Genomic DNA, 22703 nt, shown 5'->3' with positions numbered 1-22703 from the left:
CAGGCGAATTCTGTGTGCCTGACCGTGGGTGAACGTCCTTCAGAAGTAAAGGCGACATATATGCTTGAGAAATGACAAAAAACCTTGCGTCCAGGCAACGCAAGGTTTTTTTTAGTCGTTATAATTTTTATATTTTTCCGGTTCAGCGATCATTTGCTCGAGCATCACATCGATGAGCTCAATAGGGAACCGCAGCTTTTTATGCTCCTCCTGCTTCGTTTGGATATCCACGAAGTAGAAAGGTTCTTCCCTATTTACCTTTATCGATGCCACATGATGTTCATCTTGCAAAAGCTGCTGAAAAAGGTTCAGAGTGTCGGCAGCCGCTGTATCATCAGGCCTTGCATCACAAACCACTTTTATCGTAAGCCAATTGTATACTGCATCCTGTAATGATCGCATTCTGTCCCTCTACGCCTGCTCTTCGTTTTTATGATTGTGAAGGCGAAGCTTGTATATAGCAAGAACCAATATAGCAACCACCAGACCTTCACATACCGGCAAAAATACTGCAAAGAAAGTGAGGATCGTGCATCCAAGGCCCATTACAAAATATATGACCGCATTTTGTAATAAAGGCAGCTTCTTTGCAAACCCCAATCTATAGACAATGATGCACAGTAAAAATACTGTAGCGTACAAATACCACATACCAGCCTCAGGATTTGTATCTACATTGAATAATGCTGCAAAAAATGTCAACCGCTCCTGGACCATTTCTCCTCATCCCCACATCTTTACTTAATTTTGTTCAGCATATTTCTTCTTTTTAGCCGCTTTTTCACGCTCATTCTTGTCAAGAATCTTTTTACGAAGACGGATGGATTCTGGCGTTACTTCCAGGTACTCGTCGTCATTCAGGTATTCAAGAGACTCTTCAAGGGACATGATGCGCGCCTTTTTCATCGTGGTAGTCTGGTCCTTGTTGGCTGAGCGCATATTGGTCATTTGCTTCGCTTTTACGATATTTACAGTCAAGTCGTTCTCGCGGTTATGTTCACCCACGATCATTCCCTCATAAACTTCTGTGGCTGGCTCAACAAAAATTACTCCGCGATCCTCGACACCCATAATTCCATATTGCGTCGCTTTACCATTTTCCATGGATACAAGCACACCCTGACGTCTTCCGCCTACCTGTCCTGTCTGCATCGGCTGGTAGCTGTCAAAGGAATGGTTCATGATTCCATATCCACGTGTCAGTGTCAGGAATTCAGTAGAATAGCCAATTAGGCCGCGTGCAGGCACATTGAATATCAAACGGACCTGGCCGCTTCCATTATTGATCATGTCGAGCATTTCCCCTTTACGGGCACCGATCGATTCCATAATGGCACCAGTGTGTTCTTCCGGTACATCAATCTGAACGCGTTCTACCGGCTCGCAGCGGACCCCGTCAATTTCCCTGACAATTACTTCTGGTTTAGAAACCTGAAGCTCGTATCCTTCACGCCTCATATTTTCAATAAGGATGGATAGGTGAAGCTCCCCGCGCCCCGACACGATCCACACATCAGGAGAATCAGTATCTTCTACACGCAAGCTCACATCTGTTTCCAGCTGCGCCTTAAGTCTTTCTTCGATTTTTCTGGAAGTGACGAATTTACCTTCACGTCCGGCAAACGGGCTGTTGTTTACAAGGAAAGTCATCTGAAGTGTAGGTTCGTCAATCCTGAGGACAGGAAGAGCCTCCTGGTTGTCTACAGGTGTCACTGTTTCACCTACGTTGATATCTTCCATTCCGGAAACGGCTACCAGGTCCCCAGCCACAGCTTCCTGAACCTCTACACGCTTTAAGCCAATGAAACCGAAGATTTTTGTAACTCTGAACTGCTTGACACTGCCATCAAGCTTCATAAGGGCAACCTGTTCGCCAACCTTCATCGTCCCGCGGAATACACGGCCGATTCCGATACGTCCTACATAATCATTGTAGTCAAGAAGGGCAACCTGGAACTGAAGCGGATCTTCTCTGTTATCAATTGGTGCCGGAATATTTTCCACAATCGCTTCGAATAGAGATTCCATGTTTTCTTCCTGTTTGGCAGGGTCCGGATCAGTGCCTGCTGTCCCCTGGATCGCTGAAGCATAGATAACCGGGAATTCCAGTTGGTCTTCATCAGCGCCAAGCTCTATGAATAAATCCAGAACTTCATCAATAACCTCTCCCGGGCGGGCAGAATCTTTATCAATTTTATTTACAACAACAATTGGTGTAAGTTTTTGCTCCAATGCTTTCTTTAACACGAAGCGAGTTTGCGGCATTGTACCTTCGTAGGCATCCACCACAAGCAGAACTCCGTCCACCATGCGCATGATACGTTCTACTTCTCCGCCAAAGTCAGCATGTCCTGGAGTATCCAGGATATTAATTTTCGTGTCTCTATATTGAACAGCAGTATTTTTCGCAAGAATGGTGATTCCGCGTTCCCTTTCCAGATCGTTGGAATCCATTGCACGTTCTTCAACGTGCTCGTTTGCGCGAAAAGTTCCTGATTGCTTCAAAAGTTCATCTACCAGCGTTGTTTTACCATGGTCAACGTGGGCAATGATCGCGATGTTGCGAATATCATTACGTGATTTCAAAAAATTCACTCCTAGTTATGTTATATCTGTCCCATTAACTTACATATTATATCACAAACATAGTAGAAACAAAGCAAGAAATTCTGTACAATAGAATTATACGGGGTGAGAATAATGAGCGATATTAAATGGAACCTATTATTTATTGCATTAATGGCCGTTGCCAGCATGATTTGGACCGGCATCGCCATTAGCGAAAAAAGTGTAGTTGGAATCATTATCAGTTTAATCGCACTTATTTATTTTATGGGAATGGGCTTCACACAGAAGAAGAAAATGCGTGAAAAGGGGAAACTCTAGAGCTTTAATGGAAGCGTATACTCAAACTTAGAATTCACTACATAATAAAAAAAATCGTCGCGGGGAGCGGCGATTTTTTTTGTGCTGTCGAGAATGTATATTTGCTCTAGCTAGGCACAAATTTTCTTGCAAGCAGCAAATTGTAAAAGAACCTTTGACTAAAAGGACAAATATGCGATGAAGTATTTTTTTCATAACACACGCTGAAGAATGGTCCTCAAACGGTCAGAAGCTACATTTCCTTAAAAACTTATGACGATTCTGCTATCATACAAGGGATAAAGCTGCATTTCCAGCTCAAATCCTTGAAGAAAGGATCTTCATACAGGCGATGAAGCAGCATTCCATTCAAAACGTTGATAAATTGGTCTTCATAATGGCGATAAGCTAAATCTCCAAAAATAACGTCGAAGATTTGAACTTCATACTGATAGAACTCATTCATTTATCATAATTATCACAGCTTACCCTCTTTCATTCCCAATAATTCCCCCCGGTACTTTTAACTCATTACGAACAATTCTCTTTTCAAGTAAAAAAAACCGCCGCATATCGCGGCGATTCATCTATAACTCCTTTAGATACTTCTTGCTTATTTCCTCATGCAGCCCCGGCTTGGAAACGAAGACCGTTCCGCCTTTCAAGTAATCAAGTTTTTTTCCATAAAGGTCTGTTACCTCTCCGCCTACTTCCTCGATTATCACTGTTCCTCCGGCAAAGTCCCATGGAGCGAGGCGCATCGTGATATATGCATCAAGCCTTCCAGCTGCCACAAATGCCAATTCAAGAGCGGCTGAACCATAGGATCTCGTCCCCCTTACATCCCTTACCAAAGGCCCGAGAACGGAAGGATCAATTCGGCGGTTTTCCGTAACCCAGGTGGCATTCAGCGAAAGAATCGTTTCACTCACCTTTGCCTGCTCCAGGTGAGGGAGCTCTTTATCATTCATGAAAGCACCATAGCCTTTCCTGGCATGGTACAATTCATCATGCACAACGTCATATACAAGTCCGATATGACCTACCCCATGTTCATATACTCCAATGGAAATGGCAAAATTGCGCTGCATGTGGATGAAGTTCATTGTTCCGTCAATTGGATCAATAATCCACACGATCCCTGACAGGTCTTCAACAGCCTGCCCGATTCCTTCCTCTCCTAAAATCCGGTGGCCCGGAAAGGTTTCTGTAATTTTATCAAGGAAAAATTTTTCTGTTTCTTTGTCCATATTTGTCACTAAATCATTCGGGTTCGTCTTCGTTTCTATATTAAGCTTTTCCTCGAAAGATTTCTTCAGCCGTTCTCCGGCTTCTTTGATCCATTGCTTTGCGTATGTATCAATTTGTTCCCAATTTGCCATGAGGTCTCCTCCACTCTTTGCTTGCATAAACACTACTATTATTTCAGGATTTGTTATTTTGTATTAAAAGAGTAACCGAAAGACATGCCTTCTTCAAGTTTCTGGATTTTCGAAGACTGTCCTGCTGAGTTTTCGCTTTTTCCATCCTATAGGAAAGAACCAATGAAAATGAGTGATATAAAAGACGGACACTTTCCTTTATTTCAGAAGTGCCCGCCTAAAAATATGCATATAAACCCTGATAATAATAAAGTTTCATTTTCTAGCTAATTATCTCCTTATTTTTCATCCGAAACCCGCATTATAGGGCATTCAGCCTTAACAGTTCCAATCTGATCCGCTCAAGCTTCTTTTTGCACTGATTTTTCTTTTGTTCATTTTTTTCCCCAATGGCATCGAAAAGAGTCGCCAGTTCATAATCCATTTCCAAACGGAGTACTGCTGCTCTATGTCTTTCAACTTCTTTTGCCTTAAGCGCATGATTTACAACCTGCTTCATATGTTTCTTCCCCTTTCATTGACCAAATTTTCTGAAACTTGTTTTTCTATATATTATGATTCCCGCATCTGAATCGCAACAATATCTATCCAAAAACAAAGCGGAAGTTTATATCTGTGCTGCGTGAAAGATCTTGCGGAAGATTGTATATATAGCAAATTTTTTCTGTTTTATCGTCCCCTGTGCTACACTATATTCATGAATTTTTTCAGGAGGACAACATATGAATCCAACAAAGTTTACTGCCGAAGATTTTAATGTTTTCAAGATCGACGGACTTGATGCCCGTATGGAGGCTTTAAAAGAGCGCATCCAGCCCAAATTGCAATCACTTGGTGATTTCTTTTCAAACGAGCTGTCTGCCAAGACTGGTGAAACCCTGTTTCCCCATGTGGCAAAACATGCCCGAAGAACAATCAATCCGCCGAACGATACCTGGGTGGCATTCGCCGCCAATAGCAGAGGGTATAAAATGGTTCCGCATTTCCAGATCGGACTCTGGCAATCACATATGTTTGTCTGGTTTGCCGTGATTTATGAAGCACAAGAAAAATCAAATTTCGGCAAAACGCTCGAGAGCAATGTGAATGATATATATAATATGATACCTGAGAATTACGTGTGGTCAGTGGACCATACAAAGCCTGAAGTAATCCAGCATAAGCAAGTGGCTGTCCAGGACCTGACAAACATGTTCCAGAGGCTGCAAACTGTCAAGAAGGCTGAAATTCTATGCGGAATTCAAGTTTCCCGGGAGGATGTCCTTAAGCTTTCTGACGACGCTTTTCTACAAGTGATCCAGGATGCGTTTGACAAATTAATACCCCTATACAAGATGAGGTAAACACCTGCGCTTAAAATTAGGCAGAAGCCCGATTCCAGCTGACCATTCTACAAATAAACACAATGTTTAACAAAAAATCCCGGCAAGGTTATAGTCCAATGAGCCGGGATTTCTGCTTCTGCTTTAGTCAAATTTCATGGTTAAAAAAACAGGGTTACATACAGAGGCTTATTTAAATACTTAGCGGTTCCTTCGAAGCCTTGATCAATGTTTTTATGCTTTCATAATCTCCGTGCTGAAGGTGTTCCACGATCTTGCTCCCCACAACCACCCCATCACAATGCTGCCCTGCTTCTGCTACATGTTCAGGAGCTGATATGCCGAATCCAGCCAATACAGGGACATTGCTGATTAGTTTCACTGCTTGCAAGAACTGTCCAGTTTCTTGTTCAAAAGTTTTCCTTGCACCAGTAATTCCCTTTATTGTAACGGCATATAGAAACCCTTCTGCACTGTCAGCGATTTGCTTGATCCTTTCCTGTGGACTTGTTAACGAAACAAGCTGGATGAGCGCAACATCTGCTGATTGTAATGCACCGGACACAAGGCCTGATTCCTCTAAAGGCAGGTCAGGTATAATACAGCCCGAAACTCCAGCTTCACCGCAATCTTTTGCAAATTGGTCTACTCCGTACGTAAATACCGGATTTAAATATGTCATCAATATGACTGGAAGTGTTACTATATCACGGATTTCCACCAATTCACGGATGATTTTTCTAAGGGTGGTGCCATTTTTCAAAGCTCTCTCTCCTGCACGCTGTATTACAGGGCCATCAGCGACAGGGTCGGAAAACGGTATACCCAGTTCAATGGCAGTAGCTCCTGCTTCCTGGAAGAACAAAAGATCTTGTTTCAATCGTTCAAGTCCTCCATCCCCTGCCATGATATATGGGATGAACGCTTTTTCTCCTCTGTCCAGGGTGTTTTTCAGTGCGTCTTCCAATCGTTTTTGAGTCATTCCGGTTTCCCTCCCATGTAGCTGCGAATCGTGTTTACGTCCTTATCTCCCCTGCCTGACAAACAGATTACAAGAATCTCATCGGCACTCATCTGACCTGCAAGCTTGACAGCGTGGGCAATGGCATGAGAGCTTTCAAGGGCAGGAATGATCCCTTCCTTGCGGGAAAGAAGTATAAATGCTTCGACTGCTTCTTCATCTGTGACCGAAGTGTATTCTACACGTTCCAGATCCTTCAGGTAGCTGTGTTCCGGCCCGACACCCGGATAGTCGAGACCTGCCGAAATGGAGTGAGCTTCCTGGATTTGGCCGTCTTCATCCTGCAGCAGGTACATCAATGAACCATGCAGGACTCCTTTGCCTCCTTTTGCCATGGTCGCCGCATGCTTATCAGTATGGAGACCCTTTCCGGCTGCCTCTACACCGACAAGCTTTACTGATGAATCCTCAATAAAAGGATAGAACATGCCCATTGCATTGCTGCCACCGCCAATGCAAGCAACAATCGCTTCAGGAAGCTTCCCTTCCGCCTTCAGGATCTGTTCCTTCGTCTCCTTGCCTATCACACTCTGGAAATCTCGGACAATCTGCGGGAAAGGATGAGGCCCGAGGACTGAGCCCATAATATAATGTGTATCATCTACATTTGCCACCCAATACCTTAACGCTTCATTGACGGCATCCTTAAGTGTTCCGCTTCCCTGGTCAACTGATACGACCTTTGCCCCGAGCAGTTCCATCCTGAACACATTAAGCTTTTGCCTTTCTATGTCTTCCTTCCCCATGAAGATTACGCATTCCATATTGAGAAGGGCGCATACTGTGGCTGTCGCTACTCCGTGCTGTCCTGCCCCGGTTTCAGCAACTACCTTGCGCTTGCCCATCCTTAGTGCAAGCAGAGCCTGGCCAATCGTATTATTGATTTTATGGGCACCTGTATGGTTCAAATCCTCCCTCTTCAGATAGATTTTTGCACCGCCGGCGTGAGCCGTAAGATTTTCCGCAAAGTACAGCGGATTTTCCCGTCCAATATATTGTGTAAAGTAATAGTTTAGTTTTTTCTGAAACTCCTCATCCTTCTTGGCTTTTTCGTATTCCTGCCCCAGTTCAAGAACTGCAGTCATAAGGGTTTCTGGTACATATCTGCCGCCATACATTCCAAAATGGCCAGTATGGTCTGGCTGTGTATAAGTTGTCATTTGTAAATATCTCCTTTATTAATACGTTTGTTTGGCATTCTTGATGAAAGCATGTATTTTAGCAATATCCTTCTTGCCATCGGTCTCCACTCCGCTTGATACATCCACACCCGCTGGATTAACCCTTTCAATGGCCTCTCTTACATTTTCAGGTGTCAGTCCCCCAGCGAGGATGACTCTATTATTTGGGATCGCGGAGCCGTCCATAAGGCTAAGGTCAAACGAAAGTCCATTGCCTCCGCGATACTTTCCCTTAGGGCTGTCGAATAAATAATAGTCGGGTGAAAAAGCGGCTGCCTCCAAAAGCCTCTCTTTCGAGTCAACACCAAATGCCTTAATAACCGGGGATGGCATTTGATCCATGTATTCTTGTGTTTCCTCACCATGAAGCTGTATATAGTCCAGTCCAACTATTCCGTGAATCCTGTTTATTTCGGCAGGCTCCTCATTCACAAAGACTCCTGCGACTTTTACTTTCCCGCCAATGGCAGATTTAATCGATGCGGCCTTTTCAGGGTCGATTCTTCGTTTGCTTTCTGCAAAAACGAACCCGATGATATCCGCCCCGGCGGATACAGCAGCCTGAGCCGCCTCGCTTGTCGTAATTCCACAAATTTTTACGATCATCACTTTCTCCTTTTCTATTGCATCCCTCACTAGTTTATAAGAGCTGGAATTCCTTGAGCTTGGCTTCCGGGTTCCCGCCGGCCATCAAGCTCTCCCCTACCAGCACGGCAGAAGCCCCCGCGGCTTTTACCCGTAAAATATCTTCCCGGGTTTTTATTCCGCTCTCGCTGATTAACAGCGCCTCGGAAGAAGAACCCAATGCTTTTGCAAGCCGTTCTGTAACAGCCAGGTCTACTGTAAAGTTTTTAAGATTGCGGTTGTTAACGCCGATTAGCTGCGGATTCAATTTGATGGCACGTTCCAGTTCATATTCATCATGGACCTCAATAATGGACTCAAGGCCAAGTCCTTTTGTAAAACTATATAATTCTGCTAATCTTTCCTGATCAAGAGCGGCAGCAATCAATAATATGACATTGGCACCGGCGGCCATGGCCCTTTTTATTTGGATTTCATCGATGATAAAGTCCTTGCATAAAAGAGGTACCTGTACAGCCCCCCTAACCTTTTGTAAATCCTCGATCGTTCCTTTGAAAAATGTCTCATCCGTCAGGACAGATATGGCGGAAGCTCCAAATCTTTCATAAGTTTTCGCCTGTTCGGTGGGATTAACGTCTGTGAATATATCCCCTTTTGACGGGGAAGCTCTCTTGATCTCAGCGATGATGCCGATAGCTTCTGCATTCTTGATTGCCTCGTACATGGTACGTGTTGCTTTTATTGCCGGTTCTTCGTAGCTATATGCTGCGGCCTTCAGTTCAGCGACCTCAGCTTCCTTGACAGTGATGATTTTCTTTAAAATATCTTCCAATTTTAGACGACCTCGCTTTTTTTCTGATTGTAACGAATGAGTTTCTGCAGTTTATTTAAGGCTTCGCCGCTGTCGATGCTTTCCTTTGCAAGCTCCACTCCTTCTTTAATGGTGGATGCTTTCCCGTTTGCAAATATGCCAAGACCTGCGTTTAAAAGGACGGTATCTCTGTGCGCTCCAGGCCTGCCCTTTAAAACATTCAGCAGGATTTCTGCGTTTTCGTGTGAATCTCCACCCCTGATGGCTTCATTCGGGTACAAAGGAAGATTTACCTCTTCCGGATGAAGGGTTATTGGCGTAATCACTCCATTTTCCATTAGTACGATGTTGTTTTCTCCCTGAAGGCTTGCTTCATCCATGGAGCCTGCCCCGTTAATGACAACTGCCCGCTTGCGCCCCAGACGATGAAGGACGTCTGCAAACATCTCCAGCATGTCATTTCGGTAAATGCCCAGAAGCTGGCTGCTGAGATTCACAGGATTGGTCAATGGTCCAATAAGATTAAAGATGGTCGAAATTTTAAGGTCTTTCCTTACCTTCATGATTTTCGCAATTTTAGGGTGTACATATGGAGCGAATAAAAAAGCAATTCCGTTCTCCATCAACATTTCATTGACCAGGCCAGGGTCTGTATTCAATGAGACACCAAGCTTCTCAAGGACATCAGAACTGCCTGTTTTACTTGAAACGCTGCGGTTGCCATGCTTGGCAATCTTTACACCGGCTCCAGCGATAACAAACGCCGATGTAGTACTGATATTAAAACTTTGGGAGCCGTCCCCTCCTGTTCCGCAGTTATCCATGATATTCTGTGATTCTGTCGCAATCGGAACAGCATTCTCACGCAGTACCTGGACCAGGCTTACTATATCCGATGCTGTTTCTCCTTTGGATTTAAGGGCAACCAGAAATGCTGCTATTTCACTGTCGGTAATATCAGCCGATAAAAGCGAACGTGCTGCTGAATTCATTTCTTCTTCCGTTAATGCTGTTCGCTCAGACAACTTTTGCAGAAATTGTTTCATTGTTTTGTTTCCCCCTTGCGATTTCTATAAAATTCTTGATCATTTCCCTGCCGTCAGCAGTACCGATTGATTCAGGATGGAATTGTACTCCATACACAGGGTATCTCGAATGCTTCACAGCCATAATTTCGCCGTCGTATAAATCTCTTGCCAGAATGTCCAGGTCTTCAATGGCCGCTTCCCTTTCTATAACAAGGGAATGGTATCTCATGACTTCCACCTGGCTTGGTAAATTTGCAAACAGCGCTTCGCCGTTATGGACCATATCTGAAGTTTTTCCATGGCAGATTTTGCTTGCTGCCGTTATATTGGCGCCGAACGCGGCACCAATTGCCTGATGTCCAAGGCACACCCCGAGCAGCGGAATCTTATCAAAGAATTTATTTATTACTGGAATGCACACACCCGCATTTTCAGGACGGCCCGGACCGGGGGATAAAATAATCATTTCCGGCTTCATTTCGGCGATTTCCTCCAGAGTGATTTCATCATTTCTCCTGACCACAATATCCTCATCAATTTCACCTATATATTGGTACAGATTATACGTAAATGAATCATAATTATCGATTAACAAAATCATTCTTCAGCGCCCCCATCAATGATTTAGCCTTATTAAGCGTTTCCTGGTATTCTTTCTCGGGCTTGGAGTCATATACAATGCCCGCGCCAGCCTGGATATAGGCCTTATCATCCTTGACGATCATTGTGCGGATGGCAAGCGCCATATCCAGGTTCCCATTGAATCCTACATAACCAACAGCTCCGGAATATAAGCCTCTCTTCTTTTGTTCAAGCCGATTGATCAGCTTCATCGATTCGATTTTTGGCGCTCCCGACACGGTCCCCGCTGGCAGCGAGACAGCCAGGGCATCCAATGGGCTTAAATCATCCCTTAACGTACCTGCAATTTCTGAAACGAGATGCATGACGAATTGATATCGTTCCACAATCATGGAGGAGGTAATTCGAATCGACCCAATCTTACTGACCCTTCCGAGATCGTTTCTCCCCAGGTCAACAAGCATCATATGCTCAGCCCGCTCTTTCTCATCTGCCAATAATGTTTGTTCGAATATTGCGTCTTCTTCATCGGTTTTCCCCCGGGGCATTGTACCAGCAATCGGATTTAGGTACACGTCCCTGCCAACGCCTCTGACCATGCTCTCAGGAGAAGAGCCTACCACCTGATAATCTTCAAAATCCAGGTAATACATATAAGGTGATGGATTGGCTATCCTCAGTTTCCGGTATATCTCGAATGGGTCACCTTCGATATCCGATATGAACCTTTGTGACAGGACAGCCTGGAAAATATCTCCCTTTATTATGGATTCTTTTATGGTTTCAACTCTTTGCATAAATTCCTGTTTGCTCACAGTGGGCTGGAAGTCAAGCACTGGAGCCTCATCAACCGTCCCTGTAGATTCCTCATTAAGCATTTGCTTCATTGACGAAAGCTTACCCTCCAATATTTCCGCCGTTTCATCCCCTAAAGCTATCAAATGGATGGTTTGGGAAATATGGTCAAAAACGAAAAGTTCGCTGCAAACCATGAAATGGGAATCAGGCATCGCAATCTCGTCCTTGGGAACTTCACCTATTTCTTCATACTGACGAATCACATCATAGCTGAAGAAACCTATCGCTCCTCCATAAAACGGAAAAGGAATGCTCTCAATTTGCGGCCCTTGGATTTCCCGTTTCAAAAAGTCAATAATCCTGCCGGCATGGACGGCAATCTCACCTGTTTTTAAATCTTTATAAAGAATCTTGGTTCCAAAGGACTTTATTTCAGAAGATGGGTTTACCCCCAAATATGAATAACGTCCATTAGCAGCATGCTTTTTTGAGCTCTCCAGCAAAAACTTTTTCTTTCCTTTTAACTTTTTGAACAGTGATACAGGAGTGTGGGTATCGCCTTGGACCGTGGCCATTCTATAAGTAAAATTATTGTGTTTCGAATTTGTCATTTCCAAAATCGTTCGCTCCTTTTGTCAGGTAAGGCTCTTTTAGTAGCTAAATTGTTAGATACAGCAGTGCAGGATGATGTTTAAGCCTGTATTACAGACAGCAATCGAAAATAAAAAAGTCCCCTATGAACACAACAATTGTGTTCATAGAGGACGATGTAATATACCGCGGTGCCACCTCGATTGGAAAGCCTCACATGGCTTTCCCTCTTTTCAGATACAAGAAACGATTCGTTTCGTACCCTATCCCGTTAACGGAGGATTCCGTATTTCCCTACTTAACAGTTCAGGAAATCTCTCTCAAGTCCATTCACCAAATGATCTCACACCGGCTCCCACCATCCCGGCTCTCTGAAGCGACACTCATAAGGCTACTACTCTTGATCTGCGATTTTTTCATTTTGTTGTATGGTGCTAAACAGCATATCTTTGAAACAATCATGCAATTCACCATTGTCTCCCAGCTGCATCTTCCATCAGTGCTAAAATATACAAAAAGGGCCCCCATCCAAAAAGGACGAGGAACCCGTGGTACCACCTTTATTAGCCATTACAGCTCACTTTATGGCATCAGATCAATGCCTGCCTCTTGTAACGATGAGACTAATTCGCCAAAGCCTACTTTCCACGAGGGGTTCGGTTTGGAGCTCGGAAGCCCATTCACTAAATAATCCATACCGGTTTACACCAGCCACCGGCTCTCTATAATGCATCCATTTAGCTACTATTCTTCGTCAAAGCTTTTGTTCTGCGATTTGTTATTTAATATCATAAAGCGTTGAATAGCAAAAATCAAGTACTTTTTAAAAAATTCTATAATTACTTCATAGAGACCCAGGAACCGTCGTCCGTTTCCTTTGCTTTCTTAACTGCGCGATAGGAGGAATAACCGCTCACTTCCTCAAATTCTTCATCGTATCTTTTTTCGTCAGCCTTGCCAGGTACAATTTCTTTGAAACGGCGGTAAGCAGTCAACAAATCTTCTTTTAGTATTTTATCTTCGTATGCTTTCTCGATGGCCTCATAAAATTTGATGGCATCGATCACTTCTTCTGTTTTCCAATCCAGATCCATAGGATATTGGTAGTCCATCTGCATCACCCGCTCCTCGCATATTTTACAGTTTCTATTTCTTTACTTTGCCCACTTTTGCCGGATAGTTTCAGCTTCCTTTATCATTCTCGCAAAAAGTTCCTTAACGGATGGCACATCGTGAATCAAGCCCATAACCTGGCCTGCCCAGGCAAATCCCACATCTTTTTCCCCATCATATATGTAACGCATGTTCGCCTTCCCGCTTATGTAATCCTTAAGAACCTCATACCCTTGCTGTTCTTTTTCCATTTCAAGGATTCTTTGGGTCCAGTTGTTTGAAATGGCCCGCCCGGGTGCACCCAATGAACGCTTGATTACAACTGTATCATTTTCGTTGCCCTCGACAAGTGCCTTTTTATATATTTCGTGGGCATGGACACATTCCCTTGTCGCAATGAAGCGAGTTCCCATTTCAATGCCTTCTGCACCAAGTGCCAGTGCAGCCATTAAACCGCGGCCATCTCCAAAGCCGCCGGAAGCTACAACAGGAATGGAAACCGAATCAACAACCTGTGGGACAAGTACCGCCGTACCTATATCATCGCGGCCAAGATGTCCGCCGCCTTCCTGGCCAACGACCATTACAGCATCGGCTCCAAGCTCCTCCGCTTTTACGGCCTGCCTTTTGGCGGCAACCAGAACCAGTTTTTTCGTATCGGTCCCTTTTAATAATTCAAAAAACGGAGCAGGGTTGCCTCCAGTTACCGTGAAAACCTTTACTCCCTCGTCAACAGCTGCCTCCAAAAAGTGCTCATAAGGCCTCCCATGCTGGCCAATCGCAAAATTGACCCCGAATGGATTGTCCGTCATCTCTTTTGTCTTGCGGATTTCAAGCCTCAATTCCTCCGGTGAGTTCATTGACATCGCCGTTACCTGTCCAAGCCCGCCGGCATTTGACACTGCTGCAGCCAGTTCGGAATAGGCAAGGTGGGCAAGCCCGCCCTGAATGATCGGGTAACGGATATCCAAGAGCTCAGTGATCCTCGTTTTCCAGTTCACTATTCTTCCTCCTAAAAAAACGTTTACTATTTATTAGTGTATAAAATATGTCAAGGGAAGACTAGGAATTTTCCTCATGACTACGAAACTACGGTATAAAATTATTCAAAAAAATTCATATTTGCTTCTTCTATGCAAAACCTAACAGAGATGCTATAATTTCATATGTTTGTTTTATAAGGCTTACGTTTTAGAAAGCCATTCTAAAAATTATTGTCAAAGAGGTGTTAAGAACTATTGTCACAACATGATACACCCTTATTCTCGGCTTTAGTGGCCCATGCGAAAAAAGATCCAGTCCAATTCCATATTCCCGGCCATAAAAAAGGGAATGGCATCGATCCGGAATTTCGTGACTTTATAGGTGAAAATGCATTATCCATTGATTTGATCAATATTTCTCCCCTGGATGACCTTCACGCTCCAAAGGGGATCATCAAACAAGCACAGGACCTGGCTGCAGAAGCTTTTGGCGCTGACCATACATACTTTTCTGTCCAGGGAACCAGCGGAGCAATCATGACTATGGTAATGGCCGTTTGCGGACCTGGAGATAAAATCATCGTCCCCCGCAACGTGCACAAGTCTGTTATGTCTGCCATCGTATTCTCAGGTGCTGTTCCTATTTTCATCCATCCTGAAATTGATAAGAATCTTGGGATTTCACACGGCATTACAACGATATCTGTAGAGCACGCTTTAGAACAGCATCCTGATGCAAAGGGTTTATTGGTAATCAACCCGACTTATTTTGGGATTTCAGCTGACCTGAAGAAGATCGTAGACATCTCCCATTCTTATAACATACCTGTTCTGGTGGACGAAGCGCACGGGGTTCATATTCATTTTCATGAAGACTTGCCGCTTTCAGCCATGCAGGCCGGAGCCGACATGTCTGCTACCAGCGTACATAAGCTTGGCGGTTCAATGACACAAAGCTCCATATTAAATGTCCGTGAAGGCCTTGTTTCGGCGAACAGGGTTCAATCAATCCTGAGCATGCTGACAACCACATCGACATCTTACCTCCTTCTTGCTTCCCTTGATGTAGCACGGAAACGGCTGGCTACCCAGGGTCATGAATTGGCTGAGATGTCAATCAAGCTTGCAAACTATATCCGTGACGAAATTAACGAAATAGACAGTCTCCTCTGCGTAGGCAAAGAAATACTGGGCACAATGGCCACATATGATTACGATCCGACAAAGCTGATCATCTCTGTCAAAGAGCTTGGAATCACCGGCTATGATGTGGAAAAATGGCTTCGTGAAAAGCATAATATTGAAGTAGAACTATCTGATCTTTACAATATTCTTTGTATCGTCACTCCTGGTGATACAAAAAAAGAAGCAGACATATTAATCAAGGCATTAAAGGAATTGTCCGCTGAACATAAGAAGCAAAACGAAGGGAAAACAACACACACAGATGTTCTGCTCCCTGACATTCCAGTACTCGCACTCACGCCGCGGGATGCTTTTTATTCAGAAACAGAGGTTGTTCCATTTGAAGAATCCGTCGGCCGAATCATTGCTGAATTTGTCATGGTTTACCCACCTGGAATTCCAATCTTTATCCCGGGGGAAATCATTACTAAAGATAACATCGAATATATTAAAAAGAATATGGAAGTCGGCCTTCCTGTACAAGGACCAGAAGACGCGGAATTAAAGAATTTGCGCGTTATTAAAGAACATCGAGCAATTAAATAATAATTATATGAATAAAGCCCCTTGGTATCATCACCTGGGGGCTGTTTCTGTGGCTTTTTTATTTATGTTCGGCCAATTTGGCATTAAGCTATATGAGTTTATGGCTGGCGGTTCGGACCGCCGATTTTAAAAATTTGTGTGTCCGGGCATAAATCACGAGATTTGAGCGTAAATTCCTCATCGAACATCAGTCTAAAAGTTCGAGCATTAAACCTCGTATATCGATCATAAACAGGAGAAAGTAAATAAAAATGTTTAAGGGAATTTACATTTTATCAGGAAGTTTTGTTTATTTGATATAGAAGCGGAACCGTCGGTGGACTTAAAAAACATTCGAGAGTTGTTTTTTACCTTAAGCTGTGACAGGAATACTAACCTTATCTTCATTGGTACATGGCTCATTATTATTTAAAATGGATAAGAGGCTTACCTGCTTACAAAATCTTGTGTCTGACAAAGCAAATTTACATGTTGTTTCCGGCATTAAACAACGTTCATCCCAATGTTAACAACAAAGGCACCTGTCAAAAAACAGGTGCCTTCTTTGATATATATACAGTGGACTCGCTTAATTATTATTACGTTCAGTTTCTTCATGACAGCCGCATTTGGAATATAGCTTGGTTACTTTTTCATCCTCAAAGTGTTCGATGATGCTGTTGCAGTTCTGGCAAATAATTGTTCCCATTTTACAAAACCCCTTCCTAATTTTGTATAGTCAGAAACCAAAATGAAAACGCTTTAATTTATAAATCTATAATAATATAACACAATTAATTTTTCAAGCCTAATTTGTATGTCACATTAAATTAATAATCCAGAGTTTTTTTTCATTAATAATAAATAGTATGATTTATTTTTCTCTGCCGATGCTGATTAATGTAAAAAAGAACCGGCAGGTTTACCTGCCGGTTCTGGCGTGATCAGCAATTATACGGGGATTGAAATTCGGGATAACTCAGTCGCGGAAAATAGTTGGCTTATTTCCCTTAGGATTATGCTCCCATTCTACTCATATTCGGCCATGAACGGGACTTCCGGCAATGTTTCTTTAAGAAATTCCGCCAGCTCTATCGCATGATGATATTCTATTTTAAATATATTCTGCAGGTATTCGTAATGTTGTATATCCCTTAATTCAAGTACGGTGGAGCGGCCGGTTTGCATGCATATGACCAGCGGCTTGCCAAAGAACATATTCGTATAGACAATACAATAATCAAATCTGATTTCTCCGGAGGTAAACCCCACAAATCTCACCTTGACTGTCTCGTTCTCATCATACAATTTTTCGAATAGTTCCATTCCATACCTCCCTTGAATTGTCTGACTATTATTATAATTTACAACCAAACTCTAATTCAAGTGATAGCCTAAGCTATTGTCAATAACTTCCTGGCGGTGCTAAGATAAAAAATGGATACATACAAGGATGTTTTCAAGGGGGAATCAGCTCATGTCCGAAGATGCCTATATTAAACTCGTTCCGGGTTCGGAAAAGGAAACAATTACTCTTGACGAAGTAAAAGAGCTATTTAACTATTACAAAGAGATTACCGGTAAAACTGGCAGGCAGGTAGATTGGAATTATGAAAACAGCGCCTTTCCATACGAAATAAAAGAAACTGCGGATTCAGGTGGAAAATGGATGTATCTTCACTCAACCGCCGATAGATACAATCTTATTCTCGTAGGCGTCGACCAGGAAATAATTGCACATGATTCTGAAAATGAACGGATCCAGACTTATATCCAGGTTACATTGCCTGAATCCTCCACCTTTGGAGACAAAGGGAAAGCGAATGAGTTTTGTAAATTCCTTGCGAAGAAGCTAAAAGGCGAGCTTCAGCTGTTCAATAATAGAGTCATGTATTATTATCCAAGAAAATAATATGTAACCTGCAATTGAAAAGATATAAAAGCGGCTGACCCTGCAATATGGTCAGCCCAATTTTTCATGCGTCCTACTTACAATCATTTTGGAACTTCGATGAGGGCAGGATCGAGGATATCATACCCTTTCTCCTTCAGCCCTTTCACAATGCCCGCAATCGCCTCCGACGTCCAAGAACGATCATGCAATAACAGATTGGCACCGTTCACCAAATAAGGAGTTTCCAGCATGATTTTGGTAAGCGCTCCTTTTTCCTGGAAATCCTTTTCCCAATCATATCCGTATGTCCAGTTCATCAACAGCATTTTTTCATCAGCTGCTACTTTCCGGGTATAATCTGTGTTCAAGCCGAAAGGAGCCCGAAAAAATTTAGGCCTTTGACCAATTATTGCTTGGATTTCATCGTTTAACTTTACAATTTCACTATACTGCTGCTTTCCCGGCAAATCCTTTAACGATACATGGTCATATGTATGGTTTCCAATCCAGAAACCCATGTCATGGATTTGCTTTAATTTTGCCTTCCCTTGCTCGGTGGCAATGAAATGGCCATTCACAAAAAATATGGCCTGTACCCCAAGAGACTTCAATGATTTCGCTATATCCAGAGCATACTTGTCCGGAGCGTCGTCAAATGTCAGCAAGGCAACTTTTGGGTTGGCATTTCCTATAGGCTTGAAGGACCAATTGGCTGGGTTCAGTCGATATTGGGCCTTTGATGGCTTGACAGCGTTCTCTGCAGGAACCTGCTGTTTCTCTTCCTGCTGTTTCTGTTCCTGCTGTTTTTCAACAGCTGAGGTATCAGGATGGTCTGATTCTTTGTGAGCAGTTCCAAAAGCCGTTTCTTTCTTTTGGATCGGCTCTTCCTCATCTTTAGCCGATCTTTGCGAGCAGGCGCTGAGCAAGATAAGAAATATGAGTATAATTAATGGTCCTGTGTTCTTCAATTTTGGCCCTCCGAGTTTACAAATTTAAAAGTCTATACTGGCGTGCCGTTATAGATGGCCGGTCCTTTTATCTACCACTATTATACAAAAAATATATTAATATGTGTTGCTAATCAATAGATCAGACTCTGTAAAATAAGCTGAATGACGCCGTAGCTTGTCAGGCTTACGACGGTAATAAAAAAAGTCCTTCTAACAGATTTAAGGACTGCTTTGCCTATGTATACAGCCAGATAAGTGAAAATGCAAAACATCAGGATTTTAAAGATCAGCCTGTCGTGTCTGGACAGCCATTCAGCTACTGTATAACCGCTCCAAACCATTAATTGAAAAAGAAACACAATATAACTTTTCACAGCTCCTTAACCCCTTTTTAAAATAAGTACAACTCCTTACTCTCTCTTTTCAAATATATTTCATTTTGTTTTAAAAAATTTATTAATCTCCAATTCCTTTGCATTTATTTTTCAAATGCATGACAAACCCAGAAAAATGGGTTTTTCATGATAGAATGTGTTTAAATTCATTAAAAAAGGAGCTGCTTATGAGGCGAGTTGAACTTCTTGGTATTGCTATCTTATTTTTTTGCTTAATGTCCCTTTCCTCGTGCAGTTATGGCATGTCTAATAGTCAAGAGACCCTACGGAAACATAAAGGCCAGATTCTCTTTTTTTCTAATGAATCTAATTATATGTCGGAAGATGAATATTATGAAGCCCTGCTTGATTTGAAAAAGGCGTATCCCGTCGAAATTGATAAACTGCAGCTAATGGATACCGAAAAGAATAAGTTAGAAATGGAAGCCTTGAAGGTAAGTTCTTTTCCGGCCATAGTCGTCATTTCCAAAGAAGGAGAAATCACCAGGACAATATCTGGCGATAAGGAGACAAGACAGGCGATTACAAAAGCTGTTTCTGACGCCATTGAAATAAACCAAAAAAGCACACTTACCAGCAGGTAGTGTGCTTTTTCTTGTGAAAAGTTAGAACGGTGCAGGCAGCCTAGGCTGCCTGCCATCTTTTATTAAAGGATATGGATCGGGTTGCCTAGCGCAACTTCAGCTGCTTCCATAGTGATTTCACCTAAAGTTGGGTGAGCATGGATTGTCATTGCGATATCTTCAGCAGTCATGCCTGCTTCGATCGCCAATCCAAGTTCAGCAATCATGTCTGAAGCTCCAGGACCGGCGATTTGTGCACCGATTACAAGGCCGTCTTCTTTACGTGTAATAAGTTTCATGAAGCCTTCGGCAGCATTCAGAGAGAGTGCACGCCCGTTTGCAGCAAACGGGAATTTGGCGGCTTTGACCTCAATTCCTTCTTCCTTCGCCTGCTGCTCGGAGTATCCTACTGATGCAAGCTCAGGCTCCGAGAATACAACGGCTGGAATTCCCAGGTAATCAATCTCAGACGAATGTCCAGCAATCGCTTCGGCAGCAATCTTTCCTTCATATGATGCTTTGTGCGCCAATGGAGGCCCAGCAACAATGTCACCGATTGCGTAAATATTGCTTACACTTGTACGGCACTGCTTATCGATTTCAATTACGCCTCTGTCCGTCATTTTTACTCCAACCTGCTCAAGGCCCAGTTCAACTGTATTTGGACGGCGGCCAACTGTAACCAATACATAATCAGCTTCGACTTTTTGTTCCTGTCCATTTGCTTCATATGTCACTACAACGCCGTTTTCTGTTTCTTCAACACCCTTAGCCAAGGCTTTGGTTACGATTTCTACATCCTTCTTCTTAAGGTTGCGGTTAACCAAAGTTGACATTTGCTTTTCAAAACCGGCAAGAATCGTATCAGCGCCTTCAAGAATGGTAACCTTAGTCCCAAAGTTTGCATAAGCTCCGCCAAGCTCTGTGCCAATATATCCGCCTCCGATTACGACCATGGATGCAGGAACTTCTTCAAGGGCAAGGGCACCAGTAGAATTGATCACTCGCTTAGTGTATTTAAATGCAGGCAACTCGATTGGAGTTGAACCAGTAGCAATAATAGCGTTCTTGAATGTATAAGTCTGTGCAGAAGTTTCAGACATTACACGAAGCGTGTTTGCATCCACGAAATATGCTTCACCGCTTACGATGTTGACTTTATTGCCTTTTAAAAGGCCTTCAACTCCGCCAGTAAGCTTCTTTACTACTGAATCTTTGAAAGCTTGTACCTTGGAGAAGTCAAGTTTAACATTTTCAGCTGTAATCCCCATATCTTCTGAATGCTGAGCCTCATGGAAACGGTGACCTGCAGAAATCAGTGCTTTAGAAGGAATACATCCAACGTTTAAGCAGACGCCTCCAACAGTTCCTTTTTCTACGATTGTCACTTTTTGACCTAATTGTGCAGCACGGATTGCAGCAACATATCCGCCAGGGCCTGCACCGATGACTATAGTATCTGTTTCAATTGGGAAATCTCCTACTACCATTTTAATTACGCCTCCATTAACAATAGTTCTGGATCGTTAAGCAATCTCTTGATGTGATTTAATGCATTTTGTGCTGTTGCGCCATCGATAATACGGTGATCAAAGCTTAGTGATAGTGCCAAAACTGGTGCGGCAACTATTTCCCCGTCACGTACGATAGGTTTTTCAGCAATACGGCCGATTCCAAGGATGGCAACTTCAGGATGGTTGATGACAGGTGTAAACCATTGACCTCCTGCGGAACCGATATTTGTGATGGTACAAGAAGCACCCTTCATTTCGTCAGGAGCTAATTTTCCTTCACGCGCTTTTCCAGCAAGTTCGTTGATTTCGTTTGAGATAGCAAAAGTTGATTTGCGGTCAGCATCCTTAACTACAGGTACAAGAAGGCCTTTTTCTGTATCGGCAGCAATACCAATATTGTAATAATGCTTATGGATAATCTCGCTGGTTGCATCATCAATAGAAGTATTAAGTGCAGGGAATTCACGCAATGCACTTGTCAAAGCCTTCACCACATAAGGAAGGAAAGTAAGCTTGATTCCTTTTTGTGCAGCAATATCTTTAAACTTCTTGCGGTGAGCCACCAATTTCGTCACATCAATTTCATCCATTAATGTAACGTGTGGAGCAGTATGTTTGGAATTGACCATTGCCTTTGCAATTGCTTTTCTGATTCCGCTCATTTTCTCACGGGTTTCAGGGTATTGGCCAGCAGGGATGGCAGCAGGTGCCTTCACTGCCTCCTGTGCAGCAGGCTCGGCAGCTTGCGGTGCAGCTTGTTCAGCTGGCTGTGCTGCAGCTCCGCCAGATAGGAATGAATCAATATCGTCTTTCATTACTCGGCCATTATCTCCAGAGCCGGCAACAAGGCGAATATCCACACCTTTTTCACGTGCATATTTACGCACAGATGGCATCGCAATAATGCGTCGGTTTGGATCTACATCTGCTTGGGCCTGAGCGCCTGCACCTGTTGCTCCAGCAGATGCTGGCTCAGCCGTTTCAGCTTTATTTACTTCCTGGCCGGCTTCAGCAGTTGCCTGTACCTGAGCTTCAGTTTTAGGTGCTTCTTCATGTTCACCTTTAAATTGAAGGTTTTCATAACCCGGTGCGTCAAAAGTTACCAGAACATCACCGACAACAGCAACTGTTCCTTCCTCAACAAGGATTTCTTCAACAGTTCCTTCAACCGGTGAAGGAATTTCGACAACGGCCTTATCGTTTTGAACTTCACAAAGCACATCATCTTCCTGTACTTTATCTCCCGGTTTAATGAACCACTTTACTATCTCACCCTCGCGGATACCTTCTCCTATATCAGGGAGTCTAAATTGGAATGCCACTGAATTCAACCTCCTATTATTAAATCATACAATACTTTGTAGAAAAAAGTCTTATTTCATGTTGTTAAAGAAAGCGCAGATGTCCAATAAGTA

Annotated in this window: 25 protein-coding genes and 2 other annotated features; of the genes, 5 read left to right on the top strand and 20 right to left on the bottom strand. The window is 43.1% G+C overall.

Annotation, left to right across the window (positions count from 1 at the left end; translation table 11 throughout):
* Positions 1-111: 111 nt before the first annotated feature.
* Genes V1500_RS09345 through typA form a run of 3 tightly spaced genes read right to left on the bottom strand, consistent with a single transcriptional unit; the run spans position 112 to position 2586 of the window.
* The gene (locus V1500_RS09345) at positions 112-402 is read right to left on the bottom strand and encodes a hypothetical protein (RefSeq protein WP_409305287.1); all 291 of its coding nucleotides are present in this window, start codon (positions 400-402) and stop codon (positions 112-114) included.
* Between the two features lie 9 nt (positions 403-411).
* A complete protein-coding gene (locus V1500_RS09340; RefSeq protein ID WP_409305286.1) occupies positions 412-717 on the bottom strand; it encodes a YlaH-like family protein in 306 nt (101 codons plus the stop codon).
* A 24-nt stretch (positions 718-741) separates the two neighbouring features.
* The gene (gene typA, locus V1500_RS09335) at positions 742-2586 is read right to left on the bottom strand and encodes a translational GTPase TypA (protein ID WP_409305285.1); all 1845 of its coding nucleotides are present in this window, start codon (positions 2584-2586) and stop codon (positions 742-744) included.
* Positions 2587-2700: 114 nt separating this feature from the next.
* On the opposite strand from typA, the gene V1500_RS09330 reads away from it, so the two are divergent.
* Entirely contained in the window at positions 2701-2886 is a 186-nt protein-coding gene (locus V1500_RS09330) for a YlaF family protein (RefSeq protein ID WP_409305284.1), read from the top strand.
* A gap of 566 nt (positions 2887-3452) precedes the next feature.
* Here V1500_RS09330 and V1500_RS09325 read toward each other — a convergent pair.
* Positions 3453-4247 (bottom strand): inositol monophosphatase family protein, encoded by a 795-nt coding sequence (locus V1500_RS09325; RefSeq protein ID WP_409305283.1) that lies wholly within the window; start codon positions 4245-4247, stop codon positions 3453-3455.
* A gap of 301 nt (positions 4248-4548) precedes the next feature.
* Positions 4549-4746 carry a hypothetical protein gene (locus tag V1500_RS09320; protein WP_409305282.1) on the bottom strand — a complete coding sequence of 66 codons (198 nt, stop codon included), beginning with the start codon at positions 4744-4746 and terminating at the stop codon, positions 4549-4551.
* Positions 4747-4969: 223 nt separating this feature from the next.
* On the opposite strand from V1500_RS09320, the gene V1500_RS09315 reads away from it, so the two are divergent.
* Positions 4970-5590 carry a DUF1054 domain-containing protein gene (locus tag V1500_RS09315; RefSeq protein WP_409305281.1) on the top strand — a complete coding sequence of 207 codons (621 nt, stop codon included), beginning with the start codon at positions 4970-4972 and terminating at the stop codon, positions 5588-5590.
* A gap of 172 nt (positions 5591-5762) precedes the next feature.
* Here V1500_RS09315 and trpA read toward each other — a convergent pair whose 3' ends face one another.
* From trpA to V1500_RS09270, 9 genes are all read right to left on the bottom strand, one after another.
* A complete protein-coding gene (trpA, locus tag V1500_RS09310) occupies positions 5763-6551 on the bottom strand; it encodes a tryptophan synthase subunit alpha (protein WP_409305280.1) in 789 nt (262 codons plus the stop codon).
* Positions 6548-7750 (bottom strand): tryptophan synthase subunit beta, encoded by a 1203-nt coding sequence (trpB, locus tag V1500_RS09305; protein ID WP_409305279.1) that lies wholly within the window; start codon positions 7748-7750, stop codon positions 6548-6550. The genes trpA and trpB overlap by 4 nt, the downstream gene beginning before the upstream one ends.
* 18 nt (positions 7751-7768) lie before the next feature.
* Positions 7769-8377 (bottom strand): phosphoribosylanthranilate isomerase, encoded by a 609-nt coding sequence (locus tag V1500_RS09300; protein ID WP_409305278.1) that lies wholly within the window; start codon positions 8375-8377, stop codon positions 7769-7771.
* A 34-nt stretch (positions 8378-8411) separates the two neighbouring features.
* Positions 8412-9188, bottom strand: a complete 777-nt coding sequence (trpC, locus tag V1500_RS09295; RefSeq protein WP_409305277.1) for an indole-3-glycerol phosphate synthase TrpC — start codon at positions 9186-9188, stop codon at positions 8412-8414.
* Positions 9189-9190: 2 nt separating this feature from the next.
* Positions 9191-10213 (bottom strand): anthranilate phosphoribosyltransferase, encoded by a 1023-nt coding sequence (trpD, locus tag V1500_RS09290; RefSeq protein ID WP_409305276.1) that lies wholly within the window; start codon positions 10211-10213, stop codon positions 9191-9193.
* Positions 10185-10796, bottom strand: coding sequence for an anthranilate synthase component II (locus V1500_RS09285; protein WP_409305275.1), 612 nt, complete (start codon positions 10794-10796; stop codon positions 10185-10187). Before V1500_RS09285 ends, trpD begins: the two co-directional genes overlap by 29 nt.
* Positions 10777-12186: an anthranilate synthase component I gene (gene trpE, locus V1500_RS09280; RefSeq protein WP_409305956.1), complete on the bottom strand. Its 1410-nt coding sequence runs from the start codon at positions 12184-12186 to the stop codon at positions 10777-10779. The genes V1500_RS09285 and trpE overlap by 20 nt, the downstream gene beginning before the upstream one ends.
* A 146-nt stretch (positions 12187-12332) precedes the next feature.
* Positions 12333-12583, bottom strand: a binding site (T-box leader).
* A 113-nt stretch (positions 12584-12696) separates the two neighbouring features.
* Positions 12697-12933 (bottom strand) — a binding site (T-box leader).
* A gap of 72 nt (positions 12934-13005) precedes the next feature.
* Positions 13006-13278: a UPF0223 family protein gene (locus V1500_RS09275; protein WP_409305955.1), complete on the bottom strand. Its 273-nt coding sequence runs from the start codon at positions 13276-13278 to the stop codon at positions 13006-13008.
* A gap of 42 nt (positions 13279-13320) precedes the next feature.
* Entirely contained in the window at positions 13321-14280 is a 960-nt protein-coding gene (locus V1500_RS09270) for an NAD(P)H-dependent flavin oxidoreductase (RefSeq protein ID WP_409305274.1), read from the bottom strand.
* 237 nt (positions 14281-14517) lie between these two features.
* Here V1500_RS09270 and V1500_RS09265 point away from each other — a divergent pair, with 237 nt between their 5' ends.
* Positions 14518-15993, top strand: a complete 1476-nt coding sequence (locus V1500_RS09265; protein WP_409305273.1) for an aminotransferase class I/II-fold pyridoxal phosphate-dependent enzyme — start codon at positions 14518-14520, stop codon at positions 15991-15993.
* 568 nt (positions 15994-16561) lie between these two features.
* On the opposite strand, the gene V1500_RS09260 is transcribed toward V1500_RS09265, so the two are convergent.
* Both V1500_RS09260 and V1500_RS09255 read right to left on the bottom strand, forming a co-directional pair.
* Positions 16562-16681: a GapA-binding peptide SR1P gene (locus V1500_RS09260; RefSeq protein ID WP_409305272.1), complete on the bottom strand. Its 120-nt coding sequence runs from the start codon at positions 16679-16681 to the stop codon at positions 16562-16564.
* A 320-nt stretch (positions 16682-17001) separates the two neighbouring features.
* The gene (locus tag V1500_RS09255; protein ID WP_409305271.1) at positions 17002-17298 is read right to left on the bottom strand and encodes a DUF3055 domain-containing protein; all 297 of its coding nucleotides are present in this window, start codon (positions 17296-17298) and stop codon (positions 17002-17004) included.
* 151 nt (positions 17299-17449) lie between these two features.
* Between V1500_RS09255 and V1500_RS09250 the strand changes: the two genes are divergently transcribed.
* Entirely contained in the window at positions 17450-17884 is a 435-nt protein-coding gene (locus tag V1500_RS09250; protein ID WP_409305270.1) for a DUF1885 family protein, read from the top strand.
* An 83-nt stretch (positions 17885-17967) separates the two neighbouring features.
* On the opposite strand, the gene V1500_RS09245 is transcribed toward V1500_RS09250, so the two are convergent.
* Positions 17968-18834, bottom strand: a complete 867-nt coding sequence (locus tag V1500_RS09245; protein ID WP_409305269.1) for a polysaccharide deacetylase family protein — start codon at positions 18832-18834, stop codon at positions 17968-17970.
* Positions 18835-18947: 113 nt separating this feature from the next.
* Positions 18948-19190: a hypothetical protein gene (locus V1500_RS09240; RefSeq protein WP_409305268.1), complete on the bottom strand. Its 243-nt coding sequence runs from the start codon at positions 19188-19190 to the stop codon at positions 18948-18950.
* Between the two features lie 335 nt (positions 19191-19525).
* Between V1500_RS09240 and V1500_RS09235 the strand changes: the two genes are divergently transcribed.
* Positions 19526-19795 carry a hypothetical protein gene (locus tag V1500_RS09235; protein ID WP_409305267.1) on the top strand — a complete coding sequence of 90 codons (270 nt, stop codon included), beginning with the start codon at positions 19526-19528 and terminating at the stop codon, positions 19793-19795.
* 62 nt (positions 19796-19857) lie between these two features.
* Here V1500_RS09235 and lpdA read toward each other — a convergent pair whose 3' ends face one another.
* Both lpdA and V1500_RS09225 read right to left on the bottom strand, forming a co-directional pair.
* Positions 19858-21264 carry a dihydrolipoyl dehydrogenase gene (gene lpdA / locus V1500_RS09230; RefSeq protein WP_409305266.1) on the bottom strand — a complete coding sequence of 469 codons (1407 nt, stop codon included), beginning with the start codon at positions 21262-21264 and terminating at the stop codon, positions 19858-19860.
* A gap of 5 nt (positions 21265-21269) precedes the next feature.
* Positions 21270-22610, bottom strand: a complete 1341-nt coding sequence (locus V1500_RS09225) for a dihydrolipoamide acetyltransferase family protein (RefSeq protein WP_409305265.1) — start codon at positions 22608-22610, stop codon at positions 21270-21272.
* Positions 22611-22703: the final 93 nt, after the last annotated feature.

The organism is Peribacillus sedimenti (assembly GCF_046237635.1).
GTDB classification, from domain to species: domain Bacteria; phylum Bacillota; class Bacilli; order Bacillales; family DSM-1321; genus Peribacillus; species Peribacillus sedimenti.
Note: the sequence above shows the minus strand (reverse complement) of the source record. Positions and strands in the feature narration are given on the sequence as shown.